The 26,817-nt window shown below is 55.0% G+C and carries 19 protein-coding genes; 8 read left to right on the forward strand and 11 right to left on the reverse strand.

The window, feature by feature from the left end:
* Window positions 1-2,579, reverse strand: a 2,579-nt coding sequence (locus tag CPA50_RS00005; protein ID WP_143750710.1) for a retention module-containing protein, incomplete at its 3' end; no start/stop codon positions are given.
* Between the two features lie 300 nt (window positions 2,580-2,879).
* Here CPA50_RS00005 and CPA50_RS00010 point away from each other — a divergent pair.
* Genes CPA50_RS00010 through CPA50_RS00030 form a run of 5 tightly spaced genes read left to right on the forward strand, consistent with a single transcriptional unit; the run spans window position 2,880 to window position 9,303 of the window.
* A complete protein-coding gene (locus CPA50_RS00010) occupies window positions 2,880-4,754 on the forward strand; it encodes a TolC family outer membrane protein (RefSeq protein ID WP_227519424.1) in 1,875 nt (624 codons plus the stop codon).
* 23 nt (window positions 4,755-4,777) lie between these two features.
* Window positions 4,778-6,913 (forward strand): type I secretion system permease/ATPase, encoded by a 2,136-nt coding sequence (locus CPA50_RS00015; RefSeq protein WP_096780467.1) that lies wholly within the window; start codon window positions 4,778-4,780, stop codon window positions 6,911-6,913.
* Entirely contained in the window at window positions 6,910-8,337 is a 1,428-nt protein-coding gene (locus CPA50_RS00020; protein WP_096780468.1) for an HlyD family type I secretion periplasmic adaptor subunit, read from the forward strand. The genes CPA50_RS00015 and CPA50_RS00020 overlap by 4 nt, the downstream gene beginning before the upstream one ends.
* On the forward strand, window positions 8,334-8,984 hold the full coding sequence (locus CPA50_RS00025) for a response regulator transcription factor (RefSeq protein ID WP_096780469.1): 651 nt from the start codon (window positions 8,334-8,336) through the stop codon (window positions 8,982-8,984). Before CPA50_RS00020 ends, CPA50_RS00025 begins: the two co-directional genes overlap by 4 nt.
* Window positions 8,962-9,303 (forward strand): tryptophan synthase subunit beta, encoded by a 342-nt coding sequence (locus CPA50_RS00030; RefSeq protein WP_227519425.1) that lies wholly within the window; start codon window positions 8,962-8,964, stop codon window positions 9,301-9,303. Before CPA50_RS00025 ends, CPA50_RS00030 begins: the two co-directional genes overlap by 23 nt.
* On the opposite strand, the gene CPA50_RS00035 is transcribed toward CPA50_RS00030, so the two are convergent.
* Together CPA50_RS00035 and CPA50_RS00040 are read right to left on the reverse strand one after the other, a co-directional pair.
* Entirely contained in the window at window positions 9,300-11,225 is a 1,926-nt protein-coding gene (locus CPA50_RS00035) for an EAL domain-containing protein (protein ID WP_096780471.1), read from the reverse strand. The two genes, CPA50_RS00030 and CPA50_RS00035, sit on opposite strands and share 4 nt — an antisense overlap.
* Complete coding sequence (locus CPA50_RS00040) at window positions 11,212-11,946, reverse strand: transglutaminase-like cysteine peptidase (protein WP_096780472.1); 735 nt, start codon at window positions 11,944-11,946, stop codon at window positions 11,212-11,214. Before CPA50_RS00040 ends, CPA50_RS00035 begins: the two co-directional genes overlap by 14 nt.
* Before the next feature lie 293 nt (window positions 11,947-12,239).
* On the opposite strand from CPA50_RS00040, the gene CPA50_RS00045 reads away from it, so the two are divergent.
* The 3 genes from CPA50_RS00045 (at window position 12,240) to senA (ending at window position 17,262) form a co-directional block, all read left to right on the forward strand.
* On the forward strand, window positions 12,240-13,832 hold the full coding sequence (locus CPA50_RS00045) for an isocitrate lyase (protein WP_096780473.1): 1,593 nt from the start codon (window positions 12,240-12,242) through the stop codon (window positions 13,830-13,832).
* Window positions 13,833-13,967: 135 nt separating this feature from the next.
* The gene (locus tag CPA50_RS00050) at window positions 13,968-15,863 is read left to right on the forward strand and encodes an SLC13 family permease (protein WP_096780474.1); all 1,896 of its coding nucleotides are present in this window, start codon (window positions 13,968-13,970) and stop codon (window positions 15,861-15,863) included.
* Between the two features lie 34 nt (window positions 15,864-15,897).
* The gene (gene senA / locus CPA50_RS00055) at window positions 15,898-17,262 is read left to right on the forward strand and encodes a selenoneine synthase SenA (RefSeq protein WP_227519426.1); all 1,365 of its coding nucleotides are present in this window, start codon (window positions 15,898-15,900) and stop codon (window positions 17,260-17,262) included.
* Window positions 17,263-17,270: 8 nt separating this feature from the next.
* Here the strand turns inward: senA and CPA50_RS00060 are convergent, their stop codons facing one another.
* From CPA50_RS00060 to prmA, 8 genes are all read right to left on the reverse strand, one after another.
* The gene (locus tag CPA50_RS00060) at window positions 17,271-18,851 is read right to left on the reverse strand and encodes a cation:proton antiporter family protein (protein ID WP_096780475.1); all 1,581 of its coding nucleotides are present in this window, start codon (window positions 18,849-18,851) and stop codon (window positions 17,271-17,273) included.
* Window positions 18,852-18,881: 30 nt separating this feature from the next.
* Window positions 18,882-19,829 (reverse strand): alpha/beta fold hydrolase, encoded by a 948-nt coding sequence (locus tag CPA50_RS00065; RefSeq protein WP_096780476.1) that lies wholly within the window; start codon window positions 19,827-19,829, stop codon window positions 18,882-18,884.
* 106 nt (window positions 19,830-19,935) lie between these two features.
* Window positions 19,936-21,222, reverse strand: a complete 1,287-nt coding sequence (gene purD, locus CPA50_RS00070; protein WP_096780477.1) for a phosphoribosylamine--glycine ligase — start codon at window positions 21,220-21,222, stop codon at window positions 19,936-19,938.
* A 120-nt stretch (window positions 21,223-21,342) separates the two neighbouring features.
* Complete coding sequence (purH, locus tag CPA50_RS00075) at window positions 21,343-22,923, reverse strand: bifunctional phosphoribosylaminoimidazolecarboxamide formyltransferase/IMP cyclohydrolase (protein ID WP_096780478.1); 1,581 nt, start codon at window positions 22,921-22,923, stop codon at window positions 21,343-21,345.
* An 85-nt stretch (window positions 22,924-23,008) separates the two neighbouring features.
* Window positions 23,009-23,326: a DNA-binding transcriptional regulator Fis gene (gene fis / locus CPA50_RS00080; RefSeq protein ID WP_096780479.1), complete on the reverse strand. Its 318-nt coding sequence runs from the start codon at window positions 23,324-23,326 to the stop codon at window positions 23,009-23,011.
* Window positions 23,323-24,321: a tRNA dihydrouridine synthase DusB gene (gene dusB / locus CPA50_RS00085; protein WP_096780480.1), complete on the reverse strand. Its 999-nt coding sequence runs from the start codon at window positions 24,319-24,321 to the stop codon at window positions 23,323-23,325. The genes fis and dusB overlap by 4 nt, the downstream gene beginning before the upstream one ends.
* Before the next feature lie 223 nt (window positions 24,322-24,544).
* Entirely contained in the window at window positions 24,545-25,840 is a 1,296-nt protein-coding gene (locus CPA50_RS00090) for a DUF3426 domain-containing protein (RefSeq protein WP_096780481.1), read from the reverse strand.
* 62 nt (window positions 25,841-25,902) lie between these two features.
* On the reverse strand, window positions 25,903-26,799 hold the full coding sequence (gene prmA, locus CPA50_RS00095; protein WP_096780482.1) for a 50S ribosomal protein L11 methyltransferase: 897 nt from the start codon (window positions 26,797-26,799) through the stop codon (window positions 25,903-25,905).
* Window positions 26,800-26,817 lie beyond the last annotated feature (18 nt).

Consider the following 26,817-nt stretch of genomic DNA (forward strand, 5'->3'; position numbering starts at 1 on the left):
GCACTGTCATCAACACCATCAATTGCGACCGACAGGTCGCCATTGACCGGACTCAGNGTNCCGTTGGCGGTATCGGAAACGGCGCCGCCGTTACGATCGGTGGCCGTGGCGGTCACCGTCAGGGNGCCGTCAGCCAGGGTAGAAATATCGGTTCCGGACACGGAGTAAGAGCCATCCGCGCCGACGGTGGCGGTGGTGTTGACACTGGCGCCGTTGCTGTCGGTGATGGTCAGGTTCACCAGTGAGTTCGGAGCCACATCGTCGGTGGTACCGGAAAGATCGATGGTGCCCGCGCTGCTGTTAACAGCCTCCACGGTAACGGAGAGGTCACCGTCGGTGGCATCCAGTGAATCTGTTGCGGTGTCGGATACCGGATTGCCATTGCGATCGGTGGCGGATGCCGCAACCGTCAGCTGGCCATCTACCAGCCCGGAAATGTCGATATCGGTAAGAGAATAGGAGCCATCGCTGGCAACCACCGCAGAGGTAGTCACCACGTTGTTGTCGGCATCGGTGATGGTGATGCTCACTGANGTGTTCGGAGCCACTTCACTGGTGGTGCCGGACAGGTCCAGCGTCTGGGCACTGTCATCAACACCATCAATTGCGACCGACAGGTCGCCATTGACCGGACTCAGNGTNCCGTTGGCGGTATCGGAAACGGCGCCGCCGTTACGATCGGTGGCCGTGGCGGTCACCGTCAGGGCGCCGTCAGCCAGGGTAGAAATATCGGTTCCGGACACGGAGTAAGAGCCATCCGCGCCGACGGTGGCGGTGGTGTTGACACTGGCGCCGTTGCTGTCGGTGATGGTCAGGTTCACCAGTGAGTTCGGAGCCACATCGTCGGTGGTACCGGAAAGATCGATGGTGCCCGCGCTGCTGTTAACAGCCTCCACGGTAACGGAGAGGTCACCGTCGGTGGCATCCAGTGAATCTGTTGCGGTGTCGGATACCGGATTGCCATTGCGATCGGTGGCGGATGCCGCAACCGTCAGCTGGCCATCTACCAGCCCGGAAATGTCGATATCGGTAAGAGAATAGGAGCCATCGCTGGCAACCACCGCAGAGGTAGTCACCACGTTGTTGTCGGCATCGGTGATGGTGATGCTCACCAGGTCTCCCGGAGTCACATCACTGGTGGTGCCAGAGAGATCGAGCGTCTGGGCGCTGTCATCAACACCATCAACCGCTACTGTCAGGTCGCCCGCCAGATTATCGAGTGTGTCGCTGGCAGTATCAGAAACGGCGCCACCGTTACGATCAGTGGCCGTGGCGGTCACCGTCAGGGCGCCGTCAACCAGAGTAGATACATCTACACCGGTTACAGAGAAAGAACCATCACTGTTAATGATCGCAGTGGTGGTGACCTGGTTGCCCTCAGCGTCTGTGATGATGATGCTGACCTGTGATCCTGGTGCTACATCGGCTGTGATGCCGGCCAGGTCCAGGGACTGCGCGTCGTCATCGACGGATGTGCCTGTTAAAGTCAGGTTGCCAGCGACAGCATCCAGTGTGCTGCTGTCGGTGCCGGATACCGGATTGTCATTACGGTCTACAGCGCTGGCTGTCACGGTCAGGGTGCCGTCAACCAGGCCACTGATATCTGTACCTGTTACAGAGTAGGAGCCGTCGCTACCGACCAGGGCGGTAGTCGTGACCAGATTGCCATCGGCATCTGTGATGGTCAGATTAACGGATTGGCCCGGTGCAACATCGGTAGTCATACCATCCAGATCAATAGTCTGAGCGGTGTTATCGATCCCGCTGATGCTCACTTCCATTGTGCCGGCAGTCACATCCAGGGAGGTCAGGTTGGTATCAGTTACTCTTATGCCGTCCCGGCCGGTTCCTGCCACCACAATCGTCACGGCGCCGTCTACCAATCCTGTCAGCTGAGAGAATACGCCTGTAAATGAACCGTCCGGCCCCGCAGTGACTTGCTGGCTGACGGTGCTTCCATTCTGATCTGTAATGTCTATCTGAACAGTGCTGGACGGTAAGAGGTTACTGCTGGAACCAGAGACTGTGAGCGTCGGGGATGCGATAGAGCCGCCATCAACCAGATCAATGGCAATGTCGCCGGGCGCAGGTGTGTTGTCGTCGGTCCCATTGCCTTCTTCGGTCAAAAGGCTGTCGTTGTCAAAGGCCGATCGTTCAAGGCCAAACTCTGCGGGATCAATAGTTTCGACAATGCGGGCAAGGCGAACAGAGCTGCTGCCTCCCGAACTGCCACCTTCCAGACCTGCAGCCGGAGCTTCCGCATCTTCAATGGACCCGCCAAGCGCTTCTTCAATAGAGGCCAGCGCCTGGGCGATGCTGTCGTCTTCAACGCTTGTATCGGCAAGTTCCGGTGCGAAGTTCCCGGCCATTTCGGGGGTCGCCAGCAGTGTTGTGCTGCCCTCTATAATGGTAGAGTTGCCATAGCCAAAATCCAGCAGAATTCTTGTGTCGTCTTCTGTGATCAGTCGTTCTCCAGCCATCAGCGCACTGCCTTCATCGAGCAGACGGCGGCTTCCGTCAGGTGCCTCGGCCCAGGCTTTTCCTGAAACGTTCAAAACGATGGCGATGGTGATGCTCATGGCGATTCTCTTATGCAGGTTGGATCCAGACGGCAAATATGCGTCTTGGTAGCTTTTATTAAGATACGGGGGTATATGGTTGTTGCCTACTGGACTCAGGTACAGGTTAGGGCCGTTTCGTGCAAGGAATTGTAAATACTTGTGATATCAGCGAGTAAAGTGCACGTATCACTGTCAAAATGAATGGTACGCAGGCATAGGGTCTCGGCACTGAAGGCGGTAGGGACTGGAAGGTTGCGTGATAGCAGAGTTAATTTATTGCTTACGGGTCATTTGCCCGGGAGCCTGGAGGTAGGAATCTTGTCAATTGTCAAACAGGCCGTTAAATCCGGCGCGGCAGCGTGGTTTTGTGCTGTTTTCCTGGTATCGCCTCTTGCGGCCCGGGAACAAACGAATTCAGATTTAATTGAAGCCGTACAGGCGGCTATAGAAACAAACCCGGAAGTGCGTGCGAGCTGGCACCAGTTCCTTGTTGCCGGGCATGATGCAGACAGCGCCTTTGGCGGCTATCTGCCGTCGCTGGATGCGCAGGCGCGCTACGGGCTGGAACACCAGAACTATGGCTCTGTAAATGAATATGATGGCTACGACGGTCAGCTGACCCTCACTCAGATGCTGTATGACGGCTTTCAGACAAAGAGTTCTGTCCAGAGACTGGAAGAACAGCAGTTAGTGAGCTATTTCGAACTTCTCAGCCAGATCGAGGACACGTCTCTTGAAGCGCTGGGAGCCTATCTTGATGTCTCGCGCCAGCGTGAGTTGCTTGATCTGGCCTGGAAGAATCTTGAAACCCATCAGGAAGTATACGACCAGGTCAGTGCCAGCGCAGAGGCTGGAGTGGCACGCGCGGCTGACCTCGAACAGATCAGTGGCCGTCTTTCTTTGGCGGAATCCAATCTGGTTGTCGTTGCAAGCAATCTTCATGACGTCCGGGCCCGCTATCTGAGAATTATTGGTGAGAACCCTCCCGCGGAAACCGGGGAGGTTTCTCTCAGCGCTGATTTGTTGCCCGCGACGGTGACTGAGGCCCTGAAAATTGCCTACGAAGGTAATCCCGGCTTCCGCGCTTCTCATCGTGATATCAAAGCAGCAGAAGCCGGTGTTCAGGAAAACCGGTCTGGCTTTCACCCAAAGCTCGACCTGGTCGCAAGTTACGGCCATCGTTCATATGATGATCTGGGTTTCGACGAGTCTGAAACGGATGGCCGTGTCGGCGTTGAGCTGAACATCAATCTGTATCGCGGTGGTTCGGATCGTGCCCGGGTCAGAAGTGCGTACGATCAGGTCAACGTTGCCAAGGATCTCCGGGATAAAGCCTGTGTGGATATCAGACAGGAGATTCAGATTGCCTTCAACGACGTACGCAATCTTGACGCTCAGGCACCTATCCTGAATAACCATCGTTTGTCCTCGGCCCGAGTGCGTACTGCTTATAAAGACCAGTTTGATATAGGCGAACGCACACTGCTGGATCTGCTGGATGCCGAGAATGAATATTTTGATGCCAGTCGGGCATATGTCAATGCGCTCTATGATCGTAAACTGGCAGTTGCCAGAGTTCAGGCGGGTATGGGACATCTGGTGTCTTCCCTTGGTCTGGTCCGGGATGGATTGCCAACGCTCGAAGAATTGGGTGCCAAGCCATTGCAGATTACTGACGGTGTCTGTCCGGCCGCAGAGATCGATGGATCCTTTGAGCTGATGCTGGATTTTGATGCTGACGGCGTAAGAAACTACAAAGATGAGTGCCCTGGCACCCCTCCTGGTACGCCGGTTGATATCAAAGGCTGTGCGAACGCCGTTAAACCCTCGGTGATTGCAACTGCGACGGTTGAATTTGCAAATGATTCGGCCCGGATCGAAGCGTCCAGTGACGAGTTTATAGACAATGTTGGCAAGCTCCTGGAGCAGAATCCGGAGGCTGAAGCTTTGGTGGTCGGACATGCTTCAAGAACTGGTGCTCCCGCATACAACCAGGCGCTTTCCATGCGCAGGGCTGAAGCTGTTGCGCAACGGTTGGTCGATGTTTATGGCGTCGACCCTGCGCGGATAAAGACGCAGGGGCTCGGTTTCTATCAGCCGCGGTTTACTCTGGATGCATCTGCCGCAGTTAATGCGAACCGCAGGGCTGATATAACGGTAAGTGCGCCGGGCGCTGATTCTGAAGCGAACTGATTCGGGTGTGAATAGGGTGGAATGTGGGAAAACCTGAGCAAGTGTTTGAAGCTGACAGTTTGCTGACATGCCTGCAGGTTTTGTGCAGGTTTCATGGACGTCAGTCCTCTGCCGAAAGCATTTTGTCCGGCTTGCCGTTGGCAGAAGGCCGGCTGATACCCTCTACCTTTGGCCGGGCCGCCCAGCGCCTGGGCTTCTCGAGTCAGATCGAGAAACAGCCCCTTGATGCAGTTAATTCTGCTCTCCTGCCAGCAGTGCTTTTGCTGAACGGAGACCAGGCATGCGTGCTTCATGCGGTAGATTATGAACAGGGAACTGCATCGCTGGTTTATCCCCAGTTACCGGATTCAGAGACTGAGGTCCCGTTGTCTACCCTTTCGGAGGACTACGCCGGAACCATCATTTATTGCCGGCCGAGGTTTAATTTCGAAAGCCGTGCGTCCCGTACCCATCCGAGCCGGAAAGGACACTGGTTCTGGAGTGTTATCGCCGAGAACAAGAAGCTCTATCGGGACATATGTATTGCGGCGTTAATGATCAATATTTTTGCCGTAGCTATGCCGTTGTTCGTGATGAATGTTTACGACCGTGTAGTACCAAACCATGCGACTCATACCCTTTGGGTTCTGGCAATCGGGTTATTGATAGCATTGTCGGCAGATCTTTTACTGAGGCTGATGCGGGGGTGGTTTGTTGACCTTGCAGCGAGCCGCTCGGACGCAAAGCTTTCTGCCACGATTATGGAGCGGGTACTTGGGCTGAGTCTTTCCCACAGACCCCAGTCAGCAGGTGCGTTCGCTGCCAATGTTCAGTCCTTTGAATCCATCCGGGCCTTCGTCAGTTCCATGACCGTTGTGGGGTTGGTGGACCTGCCGTTTGTGTTGCTGTTCCTGCTGGTTATTATGCTGATCAGCTGGCCTTTGGGTATACCGGTTATTGTGGGGGCCACTGGCCTGATCATCTATGCCTCTATTGCCCAGCGTCGCCTCAGGGATTTGTCGGAAGAAAGCATGGCAGCAGGCTCTCAGCGAAATGCGACGCTCGTCGAGGGGCTTTCCAATCTTGAAGCGGTAAAGACTTTCGGTGCTGAAGGCCGCATTCAGGAAACCTATGAGCGCACATCTCTTTATATGAGCAATATCAGTGCGCGCCTCAAGTTTATTTCTTCGTCGATACAGAATGGCGCGCAATGGTGTCAGCATCTGGTATCTGTTGCCATCATCATTCTGGGTGTTTACCTCATCATCGCGGGCGAACTGACCCAGGGCGGGCTTATTGCTGCGTATCTTCTTTCATCCAGGGCAATGGCGCCGGTGAGCCAGGCGGCAGGGCTGCTGGCTCAATACCATCAGGCCGCGACGGCTTTGCGCACGCTTGATGAAATTATGGAGTTACCTCAGGAGCGTACCCAAGGGAAGAACTGGGTTTCCCGACCGGTGCTTAGCGGCAGGATTGAATTTCGCGACGTACAGTTTCAGTATCCCGAATCAGGTCAGCTGGCACTCTCTGGCGTATCCATCAAGGTAAATCCGGGCGAAAGGATTGCTGTGCTGGGCAAAAACGGTTCTGGTAAAAGTACGATACAACGCCTGCTTCTGGGTTTGTATTTCCCCGTTTCCGGAACTATCAGCCTTGATAATGTGGATCTTCGGCAACTGGACCCGGCAGAGTTGCGCCGGAATATTGGCTACGTACCTCAGGATGTGGAGCTGTTCTACGGTAGCCTGCGAGACAACATCATGTTGTCCCGGCCTGTTTCAGATGAAGAGTTACTGCGGGTTGCCGAGCTTGGTGGCCTGAAACAATACATTGATGCGCATCCGGACGGTTTCGATCTGCAAATCGGCGAACGGGGGCAGAGGTTGTCTGGTGGCCAGCGACAGTCCCTTGCCATAGCGCGGGCGATGATCGGTGATCCTCCCATTCTGCTGCTTGATGAACCCACTGGCGCTCTCGACCACTCCAGCGAAGAGCATTTCAAGCGCAGTCTTGCGCGAGCGGCGAAGGGGAAAACGGTGGTGATGGTTACTCATCGCACCTCGCTGCTTGAGCTGGCAGACAGGATCGTGGTGCTGGACGGAGGGCGGATTGTCGCCGATGGCGCCAAGGATGCGGTTATTGAAGCCTTGCGTCAGGGCAAGATCCGGGGAGCGTCATGAGCAGCGGCCGGGAAAAGCAGTCCTTCACTGAGAAAAGCTTCCATGGCATTGGTCGCGGCTCCGACCGTGTGGGCCGGCGAACGGAACGTTGGCTTGATCGTATTACCGGGCGCTGGCTTCGGGTTCCGGATAAAAACGGTTGGGAAGTCGATGGGGAATGGGCCCGTGTCCAGCAAGAGCCTGCCCGGGCAAGAGCGTTGCTGTGGGTGGTTTTTTTCGCTCTGATCGCACTTTTGGTATGGGCGGGGCTGGCCCCGATTGATGAAGTTGCGCGTGGAGAGGGCAAGGTCATTCCGTCGAGCCAGCTTCAGGTTGTCCAATCGCTGGATGGTGGCGTGGTTGAAACACTGTCTGTTCAGGAAGGCGAACTGGTCAGGAAGGGGCAGTTGCTCGTCAGTATTGAGTCCACCCGCTTTGATTCGGATTTTGCTGAGCAAAAATCCCGTGAGATGGCGTTGCAGGCCAACATTATTCGCCTGCGCGCGCTGGTAGACGACACAGAGCTCCGCTTTCCTCCGGATTTTATTGAGCGTTCTCCCGAGCTGGTTTCAGTGCAGGAGTCTCTCTTTGTAAACGGTCGCAATGAACTGCAGGAACAGAAGGTCATCTACCAGCAGCAGCTTGAACAGCGCCAGGCCGACCTGAGAGAAGCCCAGTCCGCGCGCCAGCAGTATCGGGAGGTGCTTGCTCTGGCGTCAAGAGAACTTGAACTGAAGAAGCCACTACTGGCATCGGGCGCGGTGTCGGAGGTGGATCTGATCAAGCTTGAACGTGAAATATCCAATGCCCGTGGCGAGGTTAATCAGGCTGAAGCTGTTATAGACCGGTCACGCTCGGCAATTGCGGAGGCTGAATCGAAAATTCGGGAAACCCGGCTGGTGATGACGAACAGTTGGCGGGAGCGGTTATCTGAAGCGGTCAGTGAGTTGGCAGCGACTCAAGACATGATCTCGGGCCTTAGTGACCGGGTCAGAAAGACACAGATTTTGGCGCCTGTGGATGGCACGGTTCAAAGGTTGTTCGTCAAGACCGTGGGTGGTGTGGTTGCTCCGGGTCAGGACGTAATCGAGATTGTTCCCCTGAATGATGAGATGCTGGTAGAGGCCCGAGTGCGGCCCAAGGACATTGCTTTCATTCACAAGGGGCAGGACGCAATTATCAAATTCTCTGCCTACGACTTTGCCGTTTTTGGTGGCCTTAAGGCAAAGGTAGAACATATCAGTGCTGATACGATCACTGACGAAAACGATAATACATACTACCTGATACGGCTGCGGACTGAAGTGCAGGGGTTTTCTGATCAGTTGGCAATTATTCCTGGCATGACTACTCAAGTAGATATTCTTACCGGCCAGAAAACAGTGCTGGAGTATCTTTTGAAGCCAGTTGTGCGAGCAACCTCCCAGGCGCTGAGTGAACGATGACAGACGGCCAATCCCTCCTTGTTTATGCTCCAACATTTTGCCCGCGGGACCATTGGCAACGGGTGCTTCCGGGTGTTCGCCTTTTTGAGACCAGTCAGCATCTGCCACCTCCGTCTGACGGGCATGTCCTGTGGCTCTGCAGTGACCTGTCAGACTGGCAGGATGTCAGTCAGAGCTGGTCCCGCAGCGGCAGTCGGGTGGTGGTTCTGACTCGTGAGCCTCAGTCCGGAGAGATGAACCTGGCTCTCGCCAGTGGAGCCCGGGCCTATGTGCCTGCGCTCGCGAACAAAGAAGTATTTCAGCAAGTTGGAGAAAGCGTTAACTCCGGCGGGCTTTGGTTTCCGGAAGATATGCTGGGTAACCTGTTGAAAATGGTGTCCCATGCTCTGGATAAAGGGACCCGCCGGAGGGTCGAAGTGGACTTGTCCATGCTTACAGCCAGGGAGAAGGAAGTTGCCCTGCATGCATCGAAAGGCTCAACCAACCGGCAGATTGCTGACGCCCTTGGTATCACAGAACGCACGGTTAAAGAACATATGGGCTCCGTGTTCAGGAAGCTCGGGGTACGGGACCGTATGCAGCTGATGCTGCTTGTAACCGGACAGCGCGGAGCAGGTGAGGGTAATGATGTATATCAAGCGCAATGAGAACGGAGAAGTTGTAGCTGTCAGTGAAGAGCGGCTTGCCGGTTTTGTCGAGGTATCCTCTGATGATGCCGGTCTTCAATCGTTCCTGGCTTCCACAGCGACCGACCGTGTGGAGAGCCGCTTTCGTGATTCTGACTCATCTCTCATCCGGGTTATAGAAGATCTGGTAGACCTGCTGACAACCAAGGGCATCATCCGGTTTACCGATCTGCCACCGGAGGCCCAGGACAAGCTGATGCTCCGGAAGTCTTTACGGGGACAGGATGAGCACCTGAATCTTATCGACGAAGCCGGCGATGATATCTTCAATTTTGACTAACCCTGATCATCCTGATGCTTAGCTATGCCCGGACCTGTCACTCCATCAAAACCCGCTTCCCAGGCCACCTGAGCACAATGCCGGGATGTCGCCCCCGCTAAATAAACCTGAAGACCGATTGAATGAGCCAGAGCTGTGAGCCGCTGCAGGTATTGCTGGGTTGTGCTGTCTGAATCCAGGCGCTGAGCATACACAGGATCTGTCTTGATATAGTCCAGGCCGAGTTCGTGAATCCGTGAAATCCGTTCGAGATTGTGGCCAACGCCGCTGATACCAACCTGGCTCCCCCCTTGCTGCGCACTGTGAATGAAAGAACTCAGGCGAAGGTCGCCGATACCCAGCGCCGATTCAGGTAGTTCAAGCCGGAACAATTGTGCCGGTACAGTGCAGTTTGCAATAGCATCCAGTATCCGTTTGCTGGTTTCCTCGTCCATCAGGGTGGCGGTGGAAATGTGTACGACAACAGGCTCAGAGGTTGCCTGTGCCGGCAATGTGCAAAGATGGTTCACCATTGCACTGTCCACGAGGGGAAGTAACGACAGGCGCCGGCTCCACGGCAGGAAATAGCCTGCAGTCTGCCAGTTCCCATTGAGCTTCAGGCGAATCTTGGCCTCTTGGTGCAGGGGGGCGCCGGAGCGTCCTATCAGCGGATGAAACTCTGCCTTCAGTTCTTTGTTCCGGATCGCCTGGCTGATGGCTTCCCGCCATTCGGTGGCGCTGTGGAACGGAATATTGTCCTCATCATCCTGGGCGACAACCAGTATCTGTTGTGTTTGTTCTGCCTGTGCCAGCAAATGATCAGCTTTCATCAGGACTTCAGCCCGGGAAGAGCCTGGCCGGAATGTGCAGACAGACAACCGCAGGCCCTGCATCAGTTCACTGTGGATAGACAGCTGAATATCCCGGGTCAGCCTTTCTCTGAGCCCCGGGATATCATCAAATTCGGTGAGCAGAAGGCCAAAATCCGAACCGTTCAGACGCCCGAGGAACGCATCCGAATAATCGTGCTGACGCTGTTTCAGAGTCTCAGATATCTGTTCACAGAATTTTCGCAGCTCTGCGTTCACCTTTTCATGCCCGAGCTTCGAATTCAGTGCTGTCAGGTCGGGTACACGAACAAGCACGAGCGTATGCTGAACCGCTGTGTCCCCGTCTGCAATAAGCGCATCAAGGCGGCTGATAAAGAACTCTCGATTGGCAACGCCTGTTACCGGATCATGGAGGGCTTTCTCGCGCATTTCCGACAGCGCTCTGGCTTCACCTTCGAGAATGGTCTCAACCCTCTTCGAGAGTTTGTTCATTGCGCGCACAACACGCTTGAACTCTGTTGTGCCGGGTTCTCTGGAAACAATGAACCGTCGTTCCCCGATAGCCTCTGCCTGCTGGATCACATCCTTTAAAGGATGGCTGATCCGCCGAACCAGCCAACTGCCAGCAAGTCCAGCAAACAGTGCAACCAGGGCCAGCCACAGGAAAAGCCGTTTTGTGGTTACCCATAGAGAAGTCTGGGCATAGGTAGTGTCGCTCTCTACTGAGAGGGCTCCGTACTTAACCCAGCCATCGGAAACCGTGGCCTGTCCGGCCGGCACGTTCAGAGGGAAAAGGGTGCGGAACCATGCAGGTGCATTGTCTCCGGTTGGTTCACTCCGGAGATCAAAGGACTGTTCGTTCTGAGTGTTCAGTCTGATGCTCTGGTAGTGGCCTGTGGCAAACTGCGCGTCGAGAAAGGACCGTATCAGCGCAGGCTCTTTTTCGGTATGTGACAGCGTGATGGCAAGGGAGTTTGCGCTATCAATGTTTTTCAGAGCCAGCTGCTCCTGATAGTAACTGTGTGCAGATACCAGACTGGCCGCAAGGCTGGCGCCAAAGGCAGTGACAATCAGAAAGCTTGTGGCCAGCCACAGCTGTTTAACGAGAGACATTGAAGCTCACTCCTTCACTTTGCATTCGATTGAGGACGTTTCGCCAGGGGGACAGACGGGCTGTTGAACTACCGGCCGAAGCTCCGGCACCACCCGCCCAGAGTTCACTACTGTTAAAACTGAACACCGGAGTCAGGTCTGTGCGCTCTCCGGCTGGCAGGATATCTTCCATCAGGCTGTCCAGTAGCATGGGTTCGGATCCGGGTGTCGGGTAGTAGCCCAGCACCATGTGAGCTCTTGTGATCGGGCTCTCCGGCCCGCCGATACGGGCCCGAACGTAAATAAGCCTGAGCTGGTCATCGGTAATGCCGGCGCTGAGAAGCGTTATGTATTGAATGATAACAAAGTCTTCACAGTCACCCACGCCGCGGGAAAGGGTCTCGAGCGGTGTCGCCCAGTAGTCTTCACGTTGCCATACCACGCTGTCCAGTTTGTAGTTCAGGGACTTGTGAACGAACGCGTTGACCTGGCTGAGCTTGTCTTTATCGTCGAGCGGTTCAATGCGCTGCAGCAATGACTGCCAGTCATCCAGAATGGATGTATCTGGATCGTAGCCGTAATTGCGCCATTGTGTTCGGCTCTTGGTAAAATCAATGCTGGCGTAGACTGTATTCTCTGAGGAGCTGGAGGGCAGAACCAGCAAGGCGCAGGCAAGTGTTAACAGGGCAATGATCGCGTTGATTGCCCTCTTGCCGTCTGGTTTGTGGTTAATGACGCCCATCAGTACTCACTTTCTTTTCCGGGTCAGGAGCCGGATGCATCACCGTCGTGTGACGATTCCGAGTTGACCAGCCTGATCGAAAAGTCTCAGGGTGTCAGTTGCGTATGTGTAAACACTGGCCATATTTTTGACAAGCATCAGTCATTCATGAAAAAAATGATGAATATAGATCATATAAATTTCAATTATAAATTGAATGCTACTAGAGTACTCGTCAACGCAGGCAAACCACATATTGTTTTGCCCTGAAGTCAGTCATCAGAACCGTCATTAACATACAAAGGATCGAAATCATGCCTTACGCAAAAGACGTCGATACCATTGCTTCCATCCTGAAGCAAAACCCGACCTGGCACGCTATCAACCCCAAGCACGCAGCCCGTATGCGCGCCCAGAATAAATTCAAGACTGGTCTGGATATTGCCAAGTACACCGCCAAGATCATGCGCGAAGACATGGCAAACTACGACAAAGACACGTCCCAGTACACCCAGTCTCTGGGTTGCTGGCACGGTTTTATCGGCCAGCAGAAGATGATCTCCATCAAGAAGCACTTCGGCAGCACCAAGCGTCGTTACCTTTATCTGTCTGGCTGGATGGTTGCAGCTCTGCGTTCCGAGTTCGGCCCGCTGCCTGACCAGTCCATGCACGAGAAGACTGTTGTTTCTGGTCTGATCGAAGAGCTGTACACCTTCCTGCGTCAGGCGGATGCATGGGAACTGAACCACCTGTTCCGTGATCTGGAAGCTGCTGAAAAAGCCGGCGACAGTGCCAAGGCTGCTGATCTGATCAATCAGATCGACAACTACGAAACTCACATCGTGCCGATCATTGCTGACATCGACGCTGGTTTCGGTAATGCCGAAGCGACATACCTGCTGGCCAAGCAGATGATCGAAGCGGGTGCGTGCTGCATCCAGATCGAAAACCAGGTTTCTGACGAGAAGCAGTGTGGTCACCAGGACGGTAAAGTAACAGTTCCTCATGCTGACTTCCTTGCCAAGATCAACGCTGTTCGTCTGGCGTTCCTGGAGTTGGGTGTGGACGACGGTGTTATCGTTGCCCGTACTGACTCACTGGGTGCTGGCCTGACCAAGCAGATCGCTGTAACCAACGAGCCGGGTGACCTGGGCGACCAGTACAACAGCTTCCTGGACGGTGAATACATCGACGACGCTTCTCAGATCGAGAACGGCGACGTTGTTATCAAATCTGACGGCAAGCTGCTGAAGCCGAAGCGTCTGGCTTCTGGCCTGTTCCAGTTCAAAGAAGGTTCAGGTGAAGACCGTGTTGTTCTGGACTGTATCACCAGCCTGCAGAACGGTGCGGACTTGCTGTGGATCGAAACCGAGAAGCCGCACGTTGGTCAGATCGCTGCCATGGTTAACCGCATCAAGGCAGTTGTGCCTGACGCGAAGCTGGTTTACAACAACAGCCCGTCCTTCAACTGGACTCTGAACTTCCGTCAGCAGGTATTCGATGCGATGAAGGAAGAAGGCAAGGACGTATCTGCATACGACCGCGCCAAGCTGATGAGTGCTGAGTACGACGACACTGAACTTGGCAAGCTGGCTGACGAGTGGACTGCTAACTTCCAGCGTGATGCGGCTCGTGAAGCAGGTGTGTTCCATCACCTGATCACTCTGCCTACCTACCACACTGCAGCTCTTTCTACCGACAACCTGGCTAAAGGTTACTTCGGTGAAGAAGGCATGCTGGCCTACGTTAAAGGTGTACAGCGTGAAGAAATCCGTCAGGGCATCGCTACTGTTAAGCACCAGGATATGGCTGGTTCTAACATCGGTGATGACCACAAGGAATTCTTCGCAGGTGATGCTGCGCTGAAAGCTGGTGGTTCAGATAACACCATGAACCAGTTCGGTTAATCGAACGGTTTACTGTACCTCCGCTCCCGGGCTTGTCCCGGGAGCAGGCAAACCCCGCGGCTGGAAACAGTTTGCGGGGTTTTTATTTTGGGTTTTGCTATATTCTGTTACCCGTTGAGGAACCGGAGGTCGCACTTGAGTCTTGAGCAAGGCATTGTATTTTCGGTGCTCGGAATCACCCTCGCCATGTTTGTGTGGAACCGCCTGCGCTTTGATGTGGTGGCTATGCTTGCCTTGTTGGCGGTAGCCGTTGCAGGACTGGTGCCGACCGAAGAGCTGTTTGCCGGTTTTGGCCACCCGGCAGTGATCACCGTGGCAGCTGTGCTGGTGATAAGCCAGGGGCTCGTAAATGGCGGAGTGGTAGATAACATTGCGCGCCTTTTGGGCAGGATTGGTCATCGACCGACACTCCAGGTGCTCACTCTGACCAGTGTGGTAGCTCTTTGTTCCGGGTTTATCAATAACGTAGGTGCACTCGCACTGCTGATGCCGGTCGCAATCTGGATGTCCCGGGAAGCCGGACGTTCGCCTTCGTTGCTGCTGATGCCCCTGGCTTTTGGTTCCCTGTTGGGTGGCACCATGACACTGATAGGTACGCCGCCCAATATCATTATCGCTTCCTACCGTGAAAGCGGCACCTTTGGTCTGTTCGATTTTGCCCCTGTTGGTGTTGCAATCACCCTGGCAGGGATTGCCTTTATTACCCTCGCAGGCTGGCGACTCACGCCCCGTCGTGAAGAAAATTCCGCTGACAGCAAGCTGTTCAGTGTTGGCGAATATGTGACGGAGCTGCGTATTCCGGCCGATTCCCCGCACGCCGGTTCAACCTTACACAGCCTGCTAACCACATCCGGGGATGAGCCGGACGTGGTGGTTCTCGCGTTGATTCGGGGTGAGCAGCGTCTGGCGGCACCCTCCACCTATAAAGTATTGCGTGAAGGTGATGTGTTGCTGGTAGAGGCCGACACCACCAGCTTGCAGACATTCCTGGATACCACCGGACTTGAGCTGGCCCACCAGGCCATCGATGATCAGGAGGCAGAAAGCGAAGGCGCCAGCAATAACGATGGTCTGGCGGATGAATCCCGGGGCAGAAATGGATTCAGGGAGACCAACGGGCATAACGATGCTGTTGGTGCCGGGGACGACAAAGCGGCGTCAGACCCTATAGCGAAAGGTGAGCTGCACCTGGTGGAGGCGGTGATAGCGCCAGAGTCTTCTCTGGTCGGACAAACCGCCAACCGACTTCAGCTACGGGAAAATCACCAGATAAATATAGTGGCCGTCGCGCGGCTGGGGCACCGGCTAAAGCGGCGCCTTGGGGATATACGCTTTAATGCTGGTGATATATTGCTGGTGCAGGGCTTTGAGGATTCTCTGGGAGGCGCCCTGGCTGAGCTTGGTTGTCTGCCACTTGCGGAGCGTGGGCTGAGACTCGGCTCTCCCCGCAATACTGCGCTGGCCTCCGGTATCTTTCTGGCCAGTATAGCTGTCATTGTTACAGGGCTGCTCTCAGCTCCGGTTGCTCTGGTAGCTGCGGCCGTCGCAATGGTGCTTGTAAAGCTCCTGTCTGCCGCAGAGGCTTACAAGGCAATTGACTGGTCTGTGATTGTTTTGCTGGCGGCAATGATACCGGTTGGTCAGGCAATGGAAAGCACGGGTGGAGCCGGTCTGATCGCTGCGCAGATGCTGGTGCTGGGCGAGAACCTCTCGGTTGCTTCGGTACTGGTTATGATACTGGTGGGTACTACGCTCTTGTCTAACGTAGTCAATAACGCCGCAGCGGCTATTGTCGTTGCGCCTATTGCCCTGAGCCTGGCCGGTGAGTTGCAGATAGCTTCGGATGCCGTCTTGATGGCTGTTGCCGTTGGTGCATCCTGTGCTTTCATGACGCCTATAGGCCATCAGTCCAATGCGCTGGTTATGGAGCCTGGAGGGTATCAGTTCGGTGATTACTGGCGCCTGGGATTACCGCTGACTGTGATTGTCACTGTCGTTGCAGTGCCAGTCATAATGCTGGTCTGGACCTGAGAGGGTAAAGGCGAACCAAACAAGAGGAATCGTGATGGACACGGGGCAGATGCGGAAAACTGAATTGCTGGCAGAGCTTGCCCTGACGCGGAAGCGAACGCGGGAACTCATTACCTCACTGGCAGAGCGACAGCTTAAGGTTCCGTATCACCCGGGAGTGAATCCACCTCTCTGGGAAATGGGGCATGCGGCATTCTTCTATGAAGTATTCGTCTTTAACCTCCTGGACGGTGACGCCAGTTTTGATCCGGAAATGGACGACCTCTGGGACTCTTTCCACATTGATCACCAGGATCGCTGGTGCCGTGACCTGTTCCCGGGCCTTGAAAGGACGCTGTACTATTTTGACCACGTCTACGACAAAATGGCTGAGCGTATTCAGTGTAAGCCACTGACAGATCGGGCGGTCTACCTCTGCCGTTACGCTATATTTCATCAGAATATGCACATTGAGTCTCTGGTGTGGTGTCGTCAGACTGTTGGTTATCCGTCACCTCCGGGGGCTAACTTAACGCGCCCTGCGCCTGCTGAGGTGCCAGATGAGTTTCCGGGTGGTGATGTGATTGTGCCTGCCGGGGACTGGGAGATCGGCATGCCGGGGAACTCATTGCAGTATGCAACGGAGGATTTTGCATTCGATAACGAAAAGCCTCGTCATCTGGTCCGCCTGGAAGGGTTTGCGATTTCCCGGTGCCTTGTCAGTAACCAGCAATTCAGTGTTTTTGTAGAGGATGGTGGTTATCAAAAGCCGGAATTCTGGTCTTCTGGTGGCAGGAAATGGCTGACAGAAAAAAACGGTATGGAGCTGGTGGAGGGTGAAATGAAGCCCCGGATGGAGGCTCCAAAGCATCCGCTATACTGGCGCTGGCATGCTGGCCAGTGGCAGGAGAGGTTGTTTGACCACTGGAACCCGTTGATCCCTGACGCACCAGTGACTCACGTCAGCTATTGGGAGGCTGAAGCCTATTGCCATTGGGCCGGGCGGCGTTTGCCTGAAGAGTATGAGTGGGAGGTGGCGGCACTTGGTAACCAACAGGGGGGAGCATTCCAGAGGTATCCATGGGGTAACGAATCGCCAGAGCCTGTTCATGCCGACATGAATGCCAGCAGTATGGCGCAGAATCCGGTGTACGATTATCCCGCGGGTGACAGCCCGTTCGGTTGCCGACAGATGGTCGGCACGGTATGGGAGTGGACCAGCAGCCAGTTTTTTCCCTACGACGGTTTCTGCATAGACATGTACCCGTTCATGTCCAGCCTTCAGTTTGGCGACCACAAAGTCTGCCGGGGGGGCAGCTGCGCTACCTCATCCGGCCTGATTCGTGGCACCTATCGCCAGGCTTATCTGCCCCGGAGAAACGATGTCTACACCGGATTCCGGACGTGCGCCCTGCCGTGAGGCGGCGATCAGCCCGCCCTGGCTGAGACGGGAGTTGATGCGGTCGGAGCCTTGTCGAGAAGGTGGCTGGCCAGGGCGACACCGGTTTCGCTCATGGTCAGGTAGGCGTTGTCGGCGCCGGCTTCGCAAATGCGCTCAGCTTCATCCGTATACATGGTGTGGGCCACGATGTAGCCGGTAAATCCAAGTTTCCTCAGCATGCGGGCCGCAATCAGTTTCGCCTCGATGTCGCTCATGGCCAGAATGACGGCTTCCAGGGATGGCATGTGGAGCGCTTCCCAGAAGGTATTGTCTTCAGCGTCGGCGTAGACGACATTACGCCCTTCTGCCTGGTGCCGGGTCACTTTGGGGAGATCGGAATCAAGTGCCATCAGCCTGGCTTCCGAGCTTTGTAGCCAGTCATAGGCAGCCGTACCTGTCCGCCCCATGCCCATAACCAGAACGCGGGTGTCACCAAGAGAAACAGGGAGTTCATCCGGGTGTCGCTGATGGCTTTCGAAGCGCACAAGACGATTGCTCAGCCGCTCATACAGAGGATGTGCGAGGCGGTTTAGCGGCGCTGAAATCAGAAATGAGAGTGCCACAGTTATAGCAAGAGGAACCAGCCACTCGGGCAGTGCAATGCTGGCTACGATGAGCCCGAATTCACTGTAGTTGGTCAGAGCCAGCGACGTCAGAAAACTGCTGCGGGCCCGCAGACGGAACAGCAGCATCAGGAAGAAAAACAGAATGCCCTTGAGGGGCAGAACCAGCGCTGCCACGACAGCAAAAATTATGGCGTTTGTGTCCGGCAGGCCCCCGATTCCGATCTGTAGAAAAAAACCGACCAGAAAGATTTCCTTCACACTCCACAGGGATTTTGCCAGTTCCTGGCTGCGGGGGTGATTCGCAAGAATGGCACCGAAAATCAGGGCTCCCAGTTCCGAGCTGAGGCCAACAGTTTCAAAGCCCATTCCGCCAAGTACCAGTGCCAGCAGCAGGCCGAGAAGAACCAGGAGTTCATCGTGCCCGCTGGCATCCAGGAGCCTGAACAGCAGGGGGCGCAACAGTGGCAGGCCAAAGACAATCAATGCCCATTCTGAAGGTGTCTGACCCGCAGCCAGGCTCATCACCAGCAGCGCAATCAGATCCTGCATGATCAGAATGCCAATGGCCACGCGGCCATGAAAGGCACGGAGTTCGCGCTTGTTTTCCAGTACTTTTGCAGCCAGTACGGTAGACGAGAAAGACAGGGCAACGGCCAGCATGAAAGCTACGTACCAGCTTATGTCCATCAGGAAGTAGAGGCCGGGTGTAAATACAAAGCAGGTGATGGAAAAGTGCAGCAGGCTGCCGCCGATGACTTCCGGGCTTATAACCGATTTGAACTTGAGTTTGAGGCCGACCGTAAACAGCATCAACAACACACCCAGGTGAGCGATATGAGCCAGCACAGATGTAGGCTCCGCTGATATGCCGACATCGGGATTGGCGGCGAGACCGCTGAGCACAAAGCCGGCTGCCAGGTAACCAACCAATGGCGGTAATCCGACCGCTTTGATCAGCAGGCCAAGGCCAAATGCAAAAGAAATCCAGATAGCTTCAGGCATGTGCGGTTCTTTACCTCGTGCTTTTGTGTCTTACCCGGCGGGGGTAATGTAGGGATTGGCAAATTCCAGGAACAGGCGGGCCGAATCTTCCGGAGCCTCGATCATTGGTACATGGCCAATACCTTCCAGTATCTCCAGCCGTGCGCCGGGAATGGACTCCCGGAAAACTTCACCGTTGCGGTAGTCCAGTACGCGATCTTCCCTACCCCAGACTATCAGTACTGGATCTTCTATGCGTTTAATGGCGTCGCGGAAATCCGGTTCGAAGCCGGCATCGCTGATAGCTGCAAAGATGACCTGATTCACATCCCGGTTGGCCAGAGCCTGCTCTTCCATAACGCCCATAATGGGCCAGGGTACAAAAGGCTTTTTCTCAAGCGCAAAATCCATTAGGCGTTCGAAATCTCCGGGCTTTGAAGGTATCAGGGGGTTGTCTCCGGCCAGCACCATATCAACCAGTTCGTTTTCATAGTCGAGAATGCCGGCAGGGTCGAACAAGACGGCGGTTTTTATCTGTTCGGGGTAAGTGGCAGCGTAAAGCGCCGTAATCCCGCCACCCATGGAGTTGCCCATCATGTGCATCTCTTTTATGCCCAGTGCTTCAAGAATGCGGGCAAGATGCCTGACCTGGTCTTCCAGTTTGTAGCCCAGGTCGAGTGGTTTGCTGCTCTCACCGTGGCCGGGGAGGTCTATGGCATAGATGTTGAAGTCATCGCTGAGCTCCCGGGCGATGCGGGTCCAGTTGTCCTTGTTGGCTCCAAAGCCGTGAACCAGCACTACAGTGTCGCCGTTATTCATTTCTGAATTGCGCAGATATGCAATATTCAGATCACCCACAATAACCGTGTCAGCCTCTAATCCCGCGGCAGAACGTTCCAGGCCAATGGCTGTTTCGTATAAGTCATGTCGCGAGCATGCGCCTACAAGCAGAAAGATTAAAAGGAGAAAAACACCAGTAGAAGGGGACTTCTTCAGCATGAGGGTTATTCCTGACTTTTGGCGTAATTCGCTGCTGGGAGAACGGATTTACACTACTCCATAAAAAAGCCCGGTCAATAGCCGGGCCCTCATTCAGGATGTCAGATCAGGCCTGTTCGCGTGCAATAGCCCGATAAGCTATGTCTTTGCGATAAAACACCCCATCCCAACGGATTTTTTCAGCAAGCCTGTAAGCACGCTGCTGGGCTTCTGTTACGGTGTTACCCAGCGCCGTTGCGCAAAGAACCCGGCCACCACTGGTGATTACCTCATTGCCCTCAAGGGCAGTGCCTGCATGGAACGCCTTCTCGCCCCCGGTCTCCGTTTCTGGCAGGCCGGAAATGACATCGCCCTTATTGTAACTGCCGGGATAGCCCCCTGCGGCCAGAACGATGCCGACGGCAGCGCGCTCGTCCCACTCAGAGCTGCACTGGTCGAGCCTGCCATCGATGGCAGCCTGGCAGAGCCCGACAATATCGGATTTCATCCGCAGCAGGATAGGCTGGGTTTCAGGGTCGCCAAAGCGGCAGTTGAATTCGATCACCTTGGGTGCTCCCGAGGTATCGATCATCAAACCTGCATACAGGAATCCCTTGTAGGGATGGCCTTCAGCCGCCATGCCGCGCACAGTCGGGTAAATGACTTCATCCATGATGCGCTGGTGCACTTCAGCGGTTACTACCGGAGCCGGAGAGTAAGCTCCCATGCCGCCGGTGTTCGGGCCGGTATCACCGTCGCCCACGCGCTTGTGATCCTGGGATGTGGCCATGGGCAGTACATGCTCACCATCAACCATTACGATAAAGCTGGCTTCTTCTCCGTCCAGGAACTCCTCAACGACAACCCGGCTGCCTGCTTCCCCAAAGGCATTGCCTGCAAGCATGTCACGGATGGCGTTTTCGGCTTCCTCAAGGGTCATGGCAACAATCACGCCTTTACCTGCGGCAAGACCATCTGCTTTCACGACAATGGGTGCACCCTGCTCGCGAACATAGGCGAGGGCTTCATCTACGTCTGTGAAGTTGCCATAGCCGGCTGTAGGAATCTTCTGGCGCGCCAGAAAATCCTTGGTAAACGCTTTCGAGCCTTCCAGCTGCGCTGCTCCGGCACTGGGGCCGAATACGCGCAGGCCGCGTTCTTCAAAGAGATCCACAATGCCGGCTACCAGCGGTGCTTCTGGTCCAACGATGGTAAGGCCAACGTTATTGTCGGCTGCAAATCCGGCCAGGCCTTCAAGGTCCATAACGTCCAGGTTAACGTTCTCTACACCCGGTTCGCGTGCAGTACCGGCATTACCCGGTGCTACAAAAACTGTGTCCGCATCCGGGGACTGGGCCGCTTTCCAGGCCAGTGCGTGTTCGCGCCCGCCACTGCCGATTACCAGAATATTCATATCTTGTTGCCCTGTATCATCATAAAAGTTGCCACTAAGAACTGTGACAAAGAGCTATCAAAAGTGTTTTCTCAGGCACGATTGTATGCGGGGCAGAATGGGTTTTCACCCCGCTTGCAATCAGTGCCGGAAATGGCGCATGCCGGTAAATACCATGGCAATGCCGTGTTCATTGGCGGCATCAATGACTTCCTGGTCGCGCATGGAGCCGCCGGGCTGGATAACAGCGGTAATGCCGGCTGCCGCAGCAGCATCAATACCATCCCGGAAAGGGAAGAAGGCATCGGATGCCATAACCGAACCTTTTACTTCCAGGTTCTCGTCGGCGGCTTTGATTCCTGCAATCCGGGCGCTGTAGACGCGGCTCATCTGGCCTGCGCCAACACCAATCGTGCGGCCCGCACGGGCATAAACGATGGCATTGGATTTCACGTATTTTGCCACTTCCCATGCAAACAGCAGATCATTCAGCTCGTTTTCGGTGGGCTGGCGGGTGGTCACAACTTTAACGTCGGACATGGCCACCATACCAAGATCGCGATCCTGAACCAGCAGCCCTCCGGTCACGCGCTTGTAGTCCATAGCCTGGGCGCGTTCACCACTGAGTTCACCGCAGGCCAGCAGTCGAACGTTTTTCTTGGCGGCGACCAGTTCTACGGCTTCGGGCGCAATAGTTGGTGCAATGATGACTTCAACAAACTGGCGATCAATGATTGCTTTCGCGGTTTCTGCATCCAGCTCCCGGTTAAAGGCAATAATGCCGCCGAACGCCGAGGTGGGATCGGTTGCAAAGGCCAGGTCATAGGCCTGAAGAATATCAGCACCGATTGCCACACCGCAGGGGTTGGCATGCTTGACGATAACGCAGGCAGGATCTGCGAAGGGCTTCACGCACTCCAGGGCAGCGTCGGTGTCTGCAACGTTGTTGTAGGACAACTCTTTGCCCTGAAGCTGCTTTGCAGTAGCAACGCTGGCTTCCTTCGGGTTGCGCTCAGCGTAAAAGGCCGCGCGTTGGTGCGGATTTTCACCGTAACGCATGTCCTGTACTTTGACATACTGGCTGTTGAAGGTGCGCGGGAAATCGACGTTGTCATTGTCCGCCGTGCGGCCACCCAGATAGTTGGCGATGGCGCCGTCATACCCTGCAGTATGCTCGAATGCTTTTACTGCCAGGTCAAAGCGCGTGCTATGGCTCAGTTGGCCGTCATTGTCATCCAGTTCTTGCAGAACCCGCTCGTAATCAGAGGCGTTGACCACAATGGCAACGTCGTTGTGATTTTTTGCCGCGGCACGGACCATGGTCGGGCCGCCGATGTCGATATTTTCGATGGCAGTGGCGAGATCACAATCCGGGTTGGCAATGGTGGATTCAAACGGATACAGATTAACCACAACCATATCAATCGCAGTGATGCCATGCTCATCCATAATGGCATCGTCGGTGCCCCGGCGACCCAGAATACCGCCGTGGATTTTCGGGTGCAGGGTCTTTACCCGGCCGTCCATCATCTCCGGAAACCCGGTGTAGTCAGAAACTTCCGTTACGGGAACCTTGTTTTCTTTCAGGAGACGAAAGGTGCCTCCGGTGGAGAGTAGTTCGATACCGCGGCCGGTAAGGGCGCGCCCGAACTCGACGATGCCGGATTTATCACTGACGCTGATCAGTGCGCGACGGATGGGGGTGTTAGCCTGGTTTGCCATGGGGTCACATTCTTCACTTGGGGTGAACGAACGAGGGCCTCGCGGAGGGTATCCTGGAGGCCCTCATCAAGTCAGGGTGTTTCGATTATAGCAGCCCGTACTGTTTAAGCTTTTTACGCAGGGTTCCGCGGTTCAGACCCAGCATAGTGGATGCCTTGGTCTGGTTGTTCCGGGTGTATTTCATCACCTGTTCCAGCAGAGGTGCTTCCACTTCAGAGAGTACCAGTTGATAGACTTCAGTAACGGGAGCCCCGTCAAGCTGGGTGAAGTAGTTTTTCAGTGCCACTTCAACGTTGTCGCGCAGGGTAACGGTGTTGCCGCTGCTGTTCACCGTTTGTAACTGGTGAATATCATCGTTGGCCGGGGTGTTCAGAGTGTTGTTTGCCAAAGTCTCAGCGGTCATGCTGCGAATTCCTCTCCATTTCGTAAGCCTGAAAAATACTGTTGAATGCTGTCTTTCTGCGCCAGTGATTCGTTGAGCGCATTAAAGCGATTACGGAACTGTTTGCCGGGGTCGTGGGACTGCAGGTACCAGCCCACATGTTTTCTGGCAATACGCACGCCCATGAGCTCTCCGTAAAAGCTGTGCAGGGCGTCCAGGTGTTCGCTCAGAATCTGTTCTACTTCATCGAGTGGCGGAGCCGGAAGGTGCTGGCCGGTTTCAAGGAAATGCAGTATTTCCCTGAAAATCCATGGGCTGCCCTGTGCGGCACGGCCTATAAGCAGGCCGTCTGCGCCGGTATATTCCAAAACCCAGCGGGCTTTCTCCGGTGATGTGATATCGCCGTTGGCGAATACCGGAATGCCTATGCTGGATTTCACTTCGGCAATGGTGTCGTATTCAGCATCGCCGTTGTACTTGTCTGCGCGGGTGCGGCCATGAATTGCCAAAGCCTGAATGCCAGTATCTTCAGCCATGCGCGCAATTGTCAGGGCATTGCGATTGTCCTGGTCCCAGCCAGTGCGCATTTTCAGGGTAACCGGAATATCAACTGCGCTGACCACTGCCTCCAGTATGTCCCTGACCAGCCTTTCATCCTTCATCAGTGCAGAGCCGGCAGCCTTGTTGCACACTTTTTTAGCCGGGCACCCCATGTTGATGTCGATAATCTGGGCACCGGATTCTGCGTTCAGCCGGGCTGCATTTGCCAGCATGTCCGGATCACCGCCGGCGATCTGTACTGATCTTGGCTCTGGTTCCCCGGTATGATCCATGCGGGTCCTGGATTTTCGGGTATGCCAGAGTTTGCTGTCTGCTATTACCATTTCCGATACCGCCAGCCCCGCGCCCATTTTACGGCAGAGAAGCCGGAAGGGCCGGTCTGTTACACCCGCCATAGGTGCAACTATCAGCGGATTGGGCAGCGTGTACGGCCCGATTTTTGCCATTGGCAACATGGTATGAATCCGTATCACGGCAGATGAAGCAAAGTCGGAGTGACGGTGCTGGTCAATAAATGACCGACGTCAGTTCCGAAGGGCGCTAATGATACCGCCGAGGGCACTGTGATTGAAGGGGCAGGAAGGCTAAAAAACTGATTATTTTTCGCTCTTTCTGGTTGACTTTTGTTCTACGAGGCCGAGACTGACTTGCCCGCCGGGTCTCCGCCGGCGAGCAATCTCAGGGTATATAGGGTTGAAAACTGATGTTGTAATTCACGGCATCCCGGCCCGGGTCACGGATACTGATTGCAATGCGCACCGGAGTTTCCACTGGCATGATTTCAAGCTCTTCGGCCTCGCCGGCAAGGTATTCCGATGGTGTGAAAACACTTTGGGCCACGACGTCTCCATTGAGGTTGGAGAAGGTGAGGGCGATGGCCGGGAAGGGCTGTTGAAAATCTGCCTGGTTGATGATCACCGCATCAACAACCAGTTGACTACGGTTTTCAGGGTTGGTGCGAACCACCAGCTTGCGGCTCTTTATTGTTTCAACGTTGATCAGGGGCTTCAGTTCGCATCCTGCCAGCTCGCAACCCTTTTCATAGAAGGGCCGGAGCTCTGGTATTACCGATAGCCTGTCAAACTGGAACCAGGTCACCTGTGCAACGAGAACACCCACAAGGCCGAGTACTATCAGAGACCAGACGAGGGTGCGTAGCCAGCTCCTGTCTTTACCACCCACCGACACAGGGTCATGTCTGAGATCGCCAAATGGAGCACTCGCTGTGAAAGGTTCGGACCCTTGATGGCGTTCGTTTTCCGCTTCACCACCGTGTTCATTGGCAAACGATTCAAATGCCGGATCCGGTTGTTCGTCCACGTAAAATCCCGTGGCATCCGCCTGCTCCAGAGGAGGCTTTGATGGTATGCGGGCGCTGGACTCTTCGGGGACGGCAGAGGGCTCTTGCTGTGGTTTCGGTTCTGGTTTCGGTTCTGCTTTTTGTTCTGGTTTTACCTTTTCCTCTATCTTCTCGATTTCTGGCTCAGCAGGGGCTTTTGCGGGTGCGCTGTCTTCATTGAGGATAGCTTCAGCCCAGCTTTCATCGACGTCTTTGGTAAGGTCTTCGCTGTCCGCCCCACCCAGTGAGGTCAGATCCTGGGGGTCTACACCACGAAAACTGTCGCTTAGCTCTTCCTCGGAAAACGTCAGTTTTGTGCCGGCATAAGGGCCTTCTTCGGCATCTTCCTCAGGATTGTCGGCAAAGATGAAGTCATCTTCAATTGGGTCACTGGTGAAACCCGTGGCGGAACGCTCCCTGGAAGCATGGGGAGTAGCGGGTGGCGTGTTGCTGCCTTTACCTGGTGTTGCTGCAGTGGCTGAGCCACCGCCTGTCACCTGGTGTTCGACCGCATTGAAGACATTCATGCAGTGGCCACAGCGCACCTTGCCCTTGGCAATACCAAGCTGTTCATTGGTAACCCTGAACCGGGTGCGACATTTTGGGCACTGAGTCTGCAGACTACTCTGGGTCATGCTTCGTTCCTGAAAGCGACTGAACTACGAGTCTGGGAGTTTAGTCGTTAAGAAAGCCTTCGTCATCTCTCGTTACGCCGTCCTGTGAGGCGTATCCACTCTTCACGCTGTTCCGGCTCATCCATAATAAACCAGGGTTCGTAGGCCGCCATGACCTCGCGGGCCTGGTTTGACAGGATACCTGAAAGCACCAGAGCACCGCCGGGCTTTGTCAGCGCAGCCAGGTGCGGAGCCAGACCAATCAGAGGCTGTGCGAGAATATTGGCAAGCATGACGTCAGATTTGGTATCCGGTTCATTTTCCGGAAGAAACAGATCGAGCCTGGTTTCGTCTACACCGTTGCGGCGGGCATTTTCCCGGCTGGCTTCCAGTGCCTGAGGGTCAGTATCTACACCCACAACATGGTTTGCGCCCAAAAGTAGTGCCGCAAGGCCGAGAATACCTGAGCCGCAGCCATAGTCGGTAACCTGCTTGCCAGTAACATCCTGCCCGTCCAGCCATTCCAGGCAGAGGGCGGTGGTTGGGTGTGTCCCTGTACCGAAGGCAAGCCCCGGATCCAGCATAAGGTTTGCTGCATCGGGATTCGGCGCCTCATGCCAGCTTGGTACTATCCAAAGGCGTTCGCCGAACTGCAGTGGATGGAAGTCATCCATCCACACCCGTTCCCAGTCTTTGTCTTCAACCAGGGTAACCTCAATGTCTGCGAGGGTTTGCTGGGTTTGTTGATGCCAGGCGTTACGGACATCTGAACACAGCTGATCTATATCCCTGTCGGACTGAAAGAGCCCTGTGACGGTCGTCTGGCTCCACAGGGGTGTGGTGCCGTGGTCGGGCTCGTAAAGTGGCTGGTCTGCTGCATCTTCCATGGAGACGGCGTCTGCGCCCATCTCCATAAGCAGATCCTCAAGCTGATCCGCGGTATCGGGATCAGCCGGGATCTGAAGTTGTATCCAGGGCATGGTTTTTCCTGCATTGGG

The sequence above is a fragment of the Marinobacter sp. ANT_B65 genome, from assembly GCF_002407605.1.
In the GTDB taxonomy this organism is placed as follows: Bacteria; Pseudomonadota; Gammaproteobacteria; order Pseudomonadales; family Oleiphilaceae; genus Marinobacter.

Coding starts and splice junctions, on each gene's coding strand:
- fis (WP_096780479.1), bottom strand. CDS start 23,326: ATGACCGCTGAGACTTTGGCAAACAACACTCTGAACACCCCGGCCAAC.
- CPA50_RS00045 (WP_096780473.1), top strand. CDS start 12,240: ATGCCTTACGCAAAAGACGTCGATACCATTGCTTCCATCCTGAAGCAA.
- CPA50_RS00030 (WP_227519425.1), top strand. CDS start 8,962: ATGATGTATATCAAGCGCAATGAGAACGGAGAAGTTGTAGCTGTCAGT.
- CPA50_RS00090 (WP_096780481.1), bottom strand. CDS start 25,840: ATGACCCAGAGTAGTCTGCAGACTCAGTGCCCAAAATGTCGCACCCGG.
- CPA50_RS00025 (WP_096780469.1), top strand. CDS start 8,334: ATGACAGACGGCCAATCCCTCCTTGTTTATGCTCCAACATTTTGCCCG.
- purH (WP_096780478.1), bottom strand. CDS start 22,923: ATGGCAAACCAGGCTAACACCCCCATCCGTCGCGCACTGATCAGCGTC.
- dusB (WP_096780480.1), bottom strand. CDS start 24,321: ATGTTGCCAATGGCAAAAATCGGGCCGTACACGCTGCCCAATCCGCTG.
- CPA50_RS00035 (WP_096780471.1), bottom strand. CDS start 11,225: ATGTCTCTCGTTAAACAGCTGTGGCTGGCCACAAGCTTTCTGATTGTC.
- CPA50_RS00040 (WP_096780472.1), bottom strand. CDS start 11,946: ATGGGCGTCATTAACCACAAACCAGACGGCAAGAGGGCAATCAACGCG.
- prmA (WP_096780482.1), bottom strand. CDS start 26,799: ATGCCCTGGATACAACTTCAGATCCCGGCTGATCCCGATACCGCGGAT.
- senA (WP_227519426.1), top strand. CDS start 15,898: ATGGACACGGGGCAGATGCGGAAAACTGAATTGCTGGCAGAGCTTGCC.
- CPA50_RS00065 (WP_096780476.1), bottom strand. CDS start 19,829: ATGCTGAAGAAGTCCCCTTCTACTGGTGTTTTTCTCCTTTTAATCTTT.
- CPA50_RS00020 (WP_096780468.1), top strand. CDS start 6,910: ATGAGCAGCGGCCGGGAAAAGCAGTCCTTCACTGAGAAAAGCTTCCAT.
- CPA50_RS00060 (WP_096780475.1), bottom strand. CDS start 18,851: ATGCCTGAAGCTATCTGGATTTCTTTTGCATTTGGCCTTGGCCTGCTG.
- purD (WP_096780477.1), bottom strand. CDS start 21,222: ATGAATATTCTGGTAATCGGCAGTGGCGGGCGCGAACACGCACTGGCC.